The organism is Pseudomonas sp. FSL R10-2964 (genome assembly GCF_009600035.1).
In the GTDB taxonomy this organism is placed as follows: domain Bacteria; phylum Pseudomonadota; class Gammaproteobacteria; order Pseudomonadales; family Pseudomonadaceae; genus Aquipseudomonas; species Aquipseudomonas bubulae.
The window spans coordinates 1-1,113 of sequence record NZ_WIWH01000097.1 but is presented as its reverse complement, the minus strand read 5'-3'; the positions used below and the strand labels follow the sequence as shown (position 1 = coordinate 1,113).

The window sequence follows — 1,113 nt, the reverse complement described above, 5'->3', positions numbered from 1 at the left end:
GGCGGTTGCAGGAGCTGAGTGCAACACGGTTATTGAATTGAAGCCGGAGCATCATGCCGCATAGCCAAGGCTTCCTGCATCACCTCTCCCATGACTTCGATCGGGCATTTGAAATCGAAGCGCTTACGGGGGCGCATATTCAGTTGCAGGGCGATGGCATTCAGTTGCTCCTGGCTGTGTACCGACAAGTCAGTCCCCTTGGGCAGGTACTGGCGGATCAGGCCGTTGATGTTTTCGTTACTGCCGCGCTGCCATGGGCTGTGCGGATCACAAAAATAAATAGCGACCCCGGTCTGCTGGGTGATTTCAGCATGCCGCGCCATCTCCCGGCCTTGGTCGTAGGTCATGCTCTTGCGCATCGCCAGCGGCATGCCGTTGAGCGCTGCACTGAAGCCCTCCATCGCCGAGGTCGCCGTTGCGTCGTTCATCTTCACCAGCATCAGGTAGCCACTGGTGCGCTCCACCAACGTGCCTACCGACGAGGCGTTGGCCTTACCCTTGATCAGGTCGCCCTCCCAATGCCCCGGCATCAGCCGGTCTTCGATCTCTGGCGGGCGCACGTGAATGCTGACCATCTCCGGAATCTGGCCGCGCCGATCCACGCCGCCAGAGCGCGGTCTGCGCGTCGCCTTGCTTTGGCGCAGGCAGATGATCAGCTCCTTGCGCAGCTCGCCGACCGGCAAGGCATAGATCGCGTTGTAGATCGTCTCTCGACAGACGTAGGCATCTCTGAGGCTGGGAATGTTCATGCCGCGCAGCTTGCCGGCAATCTGTTCAGGAGACAAACGCTCACGCAACATATGGGTCACCAACTCGAAGCGCTCACTGCCCGGCAGAAGCTTGCGCTTAGGGCGACAAACCTGGCGCCGAATGCTCATCTGTCGCTGGGCGCAGCGGGCCGAGTAAGCACCACTACTGCCTCGATTGCGCTTCAGCTCTCGACTGATGGTCGAGGGCGACCTGTCAATCAGGCGAGCAATGCCGCGCAGGGTGAAGCCTTGAGCTTGACTGAGCTGAATGATCGCGCGCTCTTCAACGCTGAGTTCGGAATAGGACATAGGGGCAGCACCGTACCGGAAAGGTCAGGTGTTGCACTCAGTTTTCGCGGCCGCC

At 60.1% G+C, this 1,113-nt stretch carries 1 protein-coding gene; it reads right to left on the bottom strand.

The window, feature by feature from the left end; genetic code table 11:
• Nucleotides 1–29 precede the first annotated feature (29 nt).
• Complete coding sequence (locus GHN92_RS23585) at nucleotides 30–1,058, bottom strand: IS30 family transposase (protein WP_017246483.1); 1,029 nt, start codon at nucleotides 1,056–1,058, stop codon at nucleotides 30–32.
• Between the last annotated feature and the right edge of the window lie 55 nt (nucleotides 1,059–1,113).

Bases quoted from the DNA above. Each gene is read 5' to 3' on its own strand.
- GHN92_RS23585 (WP_017246483.1), bottom strand. From the start codon at position 1,058: ATGTCCTATTCCGAACTCAGCGTTGAAGAGCGCGCGATCATTCAGCTC.